Origin of the sequence: Carboxylicivirga fragile, from assembly GCF_050589805.1 — a bacterium.
Classification (GTDB): Bacteria; Bacteroidota; Bacteroidia; order Bacteroidales; family Marinilabiliaceae; genus Carboxylicivirga; species Carboxylicivirga fragile.
Genome location: NZ_JBNGOY010000042.1, coordinates 47,821 through 54,487 on the forward strand (window position 1 = coordinate 47,821; position 6,667 = coordinate 54,487).

A 6,667-nucleotide genomic window follows, 5' to 3' on the forward strand; every position below is an offset into this window, starting at 1 on the left:
AGTATATTAGTCTTTCTTTTACATTAAACTTTTTGTAACACCAAAATGTATTGCAAGTCTCATGTTTTGAAAATGAGGCAATATTGAAATGTATGTTAATATTAACCAAATTACATTAATCCTTAGTTTTTTGGTACACCATATGGATATAAGTGAACGATTGTTAAACATTCCTTTTGGTGTAACCACTCCGATTAATTTTCGTTGAATGGAACATTAGGGGGCTAAGAGAGTTGGGATGAAAAGATATATTGAACAATTGATTGAAGATTTAGATGTGGCACGTTGTAATGCTGCGGATAAGCTAAGCGGCCTGCATACAAACACTTTTCTTAATGAGTATATACCATTTATTGATGATGACCATAAAGGCATAAGGGTTGCAGACTTAATTGGACTTGAGCAGTTTGTATTCCCTCGCTTGTCACTTTTGTCAAATATTGAGGTAACTGAACTTTGTCAGTCATTAATTGAAGTATACAAGGCATATGGTTTAAATCCAATATTTTCACCTTGTGTTCCTGATTTAATTCGATACGGACAATTAAGGGAACACATTAAACACCATGTTTACCCACAGGTTGGTTCTATGGTTGACATTGAATTGTGTGATTATATTCCACCTGATTGCCCATTCTTTAAAATTTGCCCTTCAACTAAAAATGGAGCTAAATGTTGTAGCGAGCTACAAAAACGCGCCTAATACTATTTAAGTATTGCTTCTACGTCCTCAAATTTAATTAATGATCTTTCATGCTCTTTGACAAATTCAAGAGCTTTGTCTACTTTATTAGTATTAATATAAAGTCGCGCACCAAGATCTTTACAAAGTTTTAGTTCTTTTTCATCGATTTTAAGATCGACCTTCATTAATTGAACCATTCGAAAGAACATAAAAAAACGTTCTCTTTCTGTTTTTGGAGTTTGGAAACTAAATTTCTCAAGGTTTTCATTTATCTCCTTTAGCTCTTGTGGACTTATGCCTAAACTAATGGTAACAAAGTTTAACCACATGTTTTCTGAGGTTAAGAGTTCACCGTCAGCTTGTGCCAATTTAATTAAACTAGCGGCGTAACATTTCTTTTCATCAAAATAATCTGAAAAATTAAGCATGGATTGCTTCGTATTATGAGTTATCTATATCAATTGTCGTTGTAAATATAAATTAATCATAATTATTAAAGCGCATTCTATGCATATAATTTTTGCAGATTCTATTCTTCTACAAACTTTAAAGAAATGGAATTAACACAGTGTCGTGTGTTTTTTTTTGTAAATCCCTCACCCAGAAATACGTGACCCAGATGACCATCACAATTGGCACAAACTATTTCGGTTCGTTTACCATCAATGTCTGGGATGCGTTTCACTGCGTCTTCAATTTCATCGTCGAAACTTGGCCACCCACAATGCGAATCAAATTTTGAGTTTGAATGATATAAAGGTGCATCACATTGTTTACACTGATAGGTACCCTTTCCTTTATGATTGGTAAATATGCCAGTATACGGTAATTCAGTTCCTTTATTTATTATAACTCGTTTTTCTGCTTCATTCAAAGAATTGTAGTTAAGACTGTCTTTTGCTTGTGCCATAAGTTGTGTGTTTGATAAAAGCATTAGGCTTAAAACAATTAAAGTAAAGGATATATTTTTATAATGCTTGTTATGCGTTTTCATGTGTCTAAAATTTAATTCTTAATGGTCACATGGAACTCGCCTCCTGATAGCTATCGGGATTAGTCATTCTCCTGTGCGAGAGAGCTTCTCTCATGGCTCGTTTCATATTATGAATACTAATAAAGTATGTCTGTTACTTATACTAATTATAAATAAAGCAAATCAACAGGTTTTTTGTTCATTTAGTGATGATTTGAAAGAGTTTAGTGTTTTTGTTGAAGTCTTGTTGTCTAATGTTCAGTTAATCAGTGTTAATAGTGGCTGGTGATGGTGTTGCTTATGCATGCTGAAAAAGCCTTTGTTGAATGTGTACATATTATAAGTGTATGATTGTTAATGTTTTTGTTTGAGCTTTGTTAATTCACTTGTTTTTATATATTTGTCGTCCGTTAATAATTCTTTACCAAAATATTGAAGCGATGGGATTAAAAGTTATTGTTCTTGCTAAGCAAGTTCCTGATACCCGAAATGTTGGCAAGGATGCCATGAAAGCTGACGGAACGGTGAACCGTGCGGCATTGCCTGCCATCTTCAATCCTGAGGATTTAAATGCTCTTGAGCAAGCGCTCAGATTGAAAGATAGATACCCTGGAACCGAAGTTACTATATTAACAATGGGACCAGGACGTGCAGCTGATATTATTAGAGAAGGTTTGTTCAGAGGAGCCGACGATGGTTATTTGTTAACCGACCGTGCGTTTGCCGGATCTGATACCTTAGCTACTTCTTATGCTATTTCGTGTGCCATTAAAAAGATGAATGGGGTTGATTTAATTATTGCTGGTCGTCAGGCCATTGATGGTGATACTGCCCAGGTTGGACCTCAGGTTGCCGAGAAATTAGGTTTGCCTCAGGTTACTTATGCCGAAGAGGTATTGTCAGTAGACAAAGATAAGATGGTTATTAAGCGTCGTTTGGAGCGTGGAGTAGAAACAGTTGAGATGCCATTGCCTGGTGTTATTACTGTTAATGCCAGTGCACCGGATTGTCGCCCGCGTAATGCTAAATTAACTATGAAATTTAAGCATGCGAAAACCATAACAGAACGCCAAGGCGAAGCCGAAGATTATATCGACATGACAGCTGATCGTCCATATCTTAACATTGCAGAAATGAGTGTTAATGATATTGATTCGGATGCTAAATGGTTAGGTTTAACAGGTTCTCCTACTAAAGTGAAGAAAATTGAGAACGTTGTGTTCCAGGCGAAAGAGTCGAAACGCTTAACGCCTTCCGATGAAGAGATTGATGAGTTAATGAAAGACTTAATTGCAAATCACACAATCGGATAATTGTTGACAACAAGTTGGTTTGATAACATCAAATCACATGTCGTAATCTTAAATCTTATACAATGAACAGCATATTTGTAATTTGCGAAATAGAGGAGGGAAAAGTTGCCGACGTTAGTCTGGAATTAATGACTAAAGGACGTTCCCTTGCCAATGAATTAAAGTGTAAGTTAGAAGCTTTGGTTCTTGGACATAACCTTAAAGGAGTTGAAAAAGAGTTATACCCTTTTGGTGCCGATGTGGTACATATTGGTGATGACGCTCGTTTAGATCCGTATACAACATTGCCACATACTTCGGTAATTGTTGAATTGTTTGAAAAAGAACAACCACAAATAGCATTATTAGGAGCTTCAACATTTGGTCGCGATTTGGGGCCACGTGTTTCCTCAGCTCTTCAAAGTGGTTTGACTGCCGATTGTACTTCTTTGGTAATTGGTGATCACGAGGATAAAAAAGCGAAAAAAGAATATAAAGACTTATTATACCAGATTCGTCCTGCGTTTGGTGGTAATATTGTTGCTACCATCATTAACCCTGATTGTCGCCCACAGATGGCTACAGTACGTGAAGGGGTAATGAAGAAGGAAGTGTACGATGCCGCTTATAAAGGAAAAGTTAATAAGTTGGACATTGACAAAATGTTAAAACCTGAAGATTTGGTGGTGAAAGTTATCGAACGCCACATGGAAAAATCGAAGGTTAATATTAAAAATTCTTCAATTATTGTAGCTGGTGGTTACGGTGTTGGTTCAAAAGAGAATTTTGCTCAGTTGGAAGAATTGGCGCATGTATTGGGTGGTGAAGTTGGTGCTTCACGTGCAGCAGTTGATGCTGGATATGCCAGTCATGAACGTCAGATTGGACAAACAGGAGTAACGGTTCGACCTAAGTTATACATTGCTTGTGGTATTTCTGGTCAGATTCAGCATACAGCAGGTATGGAAGAGTCGGCTATGATTATTGCCATTAATAATGATCCGAATGCACCAATTAATAAAATTGCCGATTATGTAATAACTGGTGATTTGGGTGCTGTTGTACCTAAGTTGATTAAGTTCTATAAAAAGAACACTAAATAGATTAGTAGACAACGAGATGATAGACATGCTGAATAAAGTCTAATCGTCTAACATCTAAAAATCTATTATCTAATTAAATAAATGTTGGATCAGAATTCCGAGTGATTGGAACTCAAAATATAAAACAAAATGGCAAATTTTTTCACAGATAACCCGGATTTAAAGTTCCACCTGGAGCATCCGTTAATGAAAAAGATTGTGGCTCTTAAAGAACGCAATTTTGCTGATAAAGATAAATTCGATTACGCACCCATGGACTTTGAGGATGCCATGGATAGCTACGAAAAAACCTTAGACATTGTAGGTGAGATTTGTGGTGACATAGTAGCACCAAACGCCGAAAGTGTGGATCAGGAAGGTCCAAAGATTGTTAATAACGAAGTGGTTTATGCCAAAGGAACTCAAGAGAACCTTGACGCCTTGGTGAAAGCTGGTTTGATGGGCATAACATTACCTCGTAAATACGATGGGTTGAACTTCCCTATTGTACCTTACATCATGGCTGCTGATATTGTATCACGTGCCGATGCTGGTTTTGTTAACATTTGGGGCTTACAGGATTGTGCCGAAACAATCAATGAATTCGCTGATGATGACCAGAAAGAGCGCTATTTAAAACGTGTTTCGCATGGTGAGACAATGGCTATGGATTTAACTGAGCCGGATGCTGGTTCAGACTTGCAAGCTGTTCAGTTAAAAGCTGAATTGAAAGATGGCAAGTGGGTACTTAATGGTGTGAAACGTTTTATCACCAATGGTGATGGACATATTGCATTAGTGTTGGCTCGTTCTGAGGAAGGTACTCAAGATGGACGTGGTTTATCTATGTTTATCTACGACCGTAACGATAAAGCAGTTATTGTACGTCGTTTAGAGAATAAAATGGGTATCAAAGGTTCTCCTACCTGTGAGTTAGTGTTTAAGGATGCTCCGGCTGAATTGGTTGGTTCACGTAAAATGGGATTGATCAAGTATGTGATGGCCTTAATGAACGGTGCTCGTTTGGGTATCGGTGCTCAATCTGTTGGTGTTTCTGAATCGGCTTATCGCGAAGCTTTGGCTTATGCTAAGGAACGTGAGCAGTTTGGCAAACCTATTATACAGTTCCCTGCTGTATATGAGATTTTGGCAACAATGAAAGCTAAGCTTGATGCGTCTCGTACTTTATTGTACGAAACATCTCGTTACGTTGATATTTACAAAACATACATGCACATTTCTGAAGAGCGTAAACTTGAAAAAGAAGAGCGTCAGGAAATGAAACGTTACCAAAAGTTGGCTGATTATTTCACGCCACTGTTGAAAGGTATTACCAGTGAGTACAGTAACCAATTGGCCTACGATGCAGTTCAGGTTCATGGAGGTTCAGGATTCATGAAAGATTATCCGGTTGAGCGTATTTATCGCGATGCTCGTATTACATCTATTTATGAAGGAACAACTCAGCTGCAAGTTGTAGCGGCCATTCGTGGTGTAACTACTGGTGGTTTGTTAGATCGTATTCGTGAATTCGAAGTAATGGATCTTAAGCCTGAACTACATGGATATCGTCGTACCTTAATTGGTATGACCGATGAGTACGAAAGAGCTGTTAAAGCTGTAGTTGACGTTAAGGACACTGAGTACTTGGATTTTCAAGCACGTCGTTTAGTTGAAATGGCAGGTAACATCGTTATGGGTTACTTATTGTTATTAGATACCCAACGTGATGACAAATTCAGAGGATCAACAGATATTATCATTAAACGAGGAAAAGCAGAAAACCATTCAAAAGCTGGTTTCATCTTTAACTCAACTATCGATGATTTAGGATTCTATAAGCCTGGGTTAGAAGAAGCATAAGAGCAATATAACTGATTATAAAAAAAAGGCCATTCTGTGAGGGATGGCCTTTTTAGTTGGTAGCACTAAGGGTTACATATGCTTCTGTATCGCTTGTGTAGGGTGCTGGCCTTGTTGCATACCGTGCTGTATACCTTACATACGCTTCTGGTCTCCTTACATATGCAACTATCAAGCTTAAATACTTCGTTGCTTCTATTGGTTGTCGTTTTGTAAACCTTACATACGCAGCTATATGCTATGCATTAAGCCCCAATACTGATACATACGATTCTGTTGATTATACACATGGTGCTATTTTTCTTACATGCCATGCCGACTGGACTGCTTAGTAATTAACCTGAGATGCTAATAGTCTACATTAGTTTGCAATTTTATCACATTTCACATCCAGTTATTTGTACTGTTAATAATGAAGGTGAAATTTTGTTTATTCGTCAGTAAAATATATCGGTTCACATGGTAATTTGCCGTATTTATCATGTTAGACTAAAATTATTATCTAAAAACATGTTACGTTTTCGCGTTTCTGCAATTAACTGGTAGTGTTTAATTGGGAAGATTTTTTTACATAAAAAATATTGAATTAAATAATTAAAAAATGAAACAAAACCAAACCCTGATTACCCTGTTAGCAGTCTTGCTATTGTTTGCGGGGTGTTGTAAGGATGATGAAGCGTCGCCACCTTACAACGTACTGAATGGGCGCAGTACAGCTGTTTTTAACCCCGACAAAAATTACGGAACAGTTAGCGACATTGATGGCAATGTA

General features: G+C 37.2%; 6 protein-coding genes. 4 read left to right on the forward strand and 2 right to left on the reverse strand.

Annotated elements, in window-relative coordinates:
• Positions 1 to 238: 238 nt before the first annotated feature.
• On the forward strand, positions 239 to 703 hold the full coding sequence (locus ACRD7B_RS17065) for a hypothetical protein (RefSeq protein WP_430825819.1): 465 nt from the start codon (positions 239 to 241) through the stop codon (positions 701 to 703).
• Between the two features lie 2 nt (positions 704 to 705).
• On the opposite strand, the gene ACRD7B_RS17070 is transcribed toward ACRD7B_RS17065, so the two are convergent.
• Both ACRD7B_RS17070 and ACRD7B_RS17075 read right to left on the reverse strand, forming a co-directional pair.
• Positions 706 to 1,113 (reverse strand): hypothetical protein, encoded by a 408-nt coding sequence (locus ACRD7B_RS17070; RefSeq protein ID WP_430825820.1) that lies wholly within the window; start codon positions 1,111 to 1,113, stop codon positions 706 to 708.
• Between the two features lie 101 nt (positions 1,114 to 1,214).
• Positions 1,215 to 1,679, reverse strand: coding sequence for a methionine-R-sulfoxide reductase (locus tag ACRD7B_RS17075; protein ID WP_430825821.1), 465 nt, complete (start codon positions 1,677 to 1,679; stop codon positions 1,215 to 1,217).
• A gap of 419 nt (positions 1,680 to 2,098) precedes the next feature.
• Here ACRD7B_RS17075 and ACRD7B_RS17080 point away from each other — a divergent pair, with 419 nt between their 5' ends.
• The 3 genes from ACRD7B_RS17080 (at position 2,099) to ACRD7B_RS17090 (ending at position 5,895) form a co-directional block, all read left to right on the forward strand.
• Positions 2,099 to 2,971: an electron transfer flavoprotein subunit beta/FixA family protein gene (locus ACRD7B_RS17080; RefSeq protein WP_430825822.1), complete on the forward strand. Its 873-nt coding sequence runs from the start codon at positions 2,099 to 2,101 to the stop codon at positions 2,969 to 2,971.
• 62 nt (positions 2,972 to 3,033) lie between these two features.
• Positions 3,034 to 4,053, forward strand: a complete 1,020-nt coding sequence (locus ACRD7B_RS17085; protein ID WP_430825823.1) for an electron transfer flavoprotein subunit alpha/FixB family protein — start codon at positions 3,034 to 3,036, stop codon at positions 4,051 to 4,053.
• A 129-nt stretch (positions 4,054 to 4,182) separates the two neighbouring features.
• Positions 4,183 to 5,895 (forward strand): acyl-CoA dehydrogenase family protein, encoded by a 1,713-nt coding sequence (locus ACRD7B_RS17090; protein WP_430825824.1) that lies wholly within the window; start codon positions 4,183 to 4,185, stop codon positions 5,893 to 5,895.
• Positions 5,896 to 6,667 lie beyond the last annotated feature (772 nt).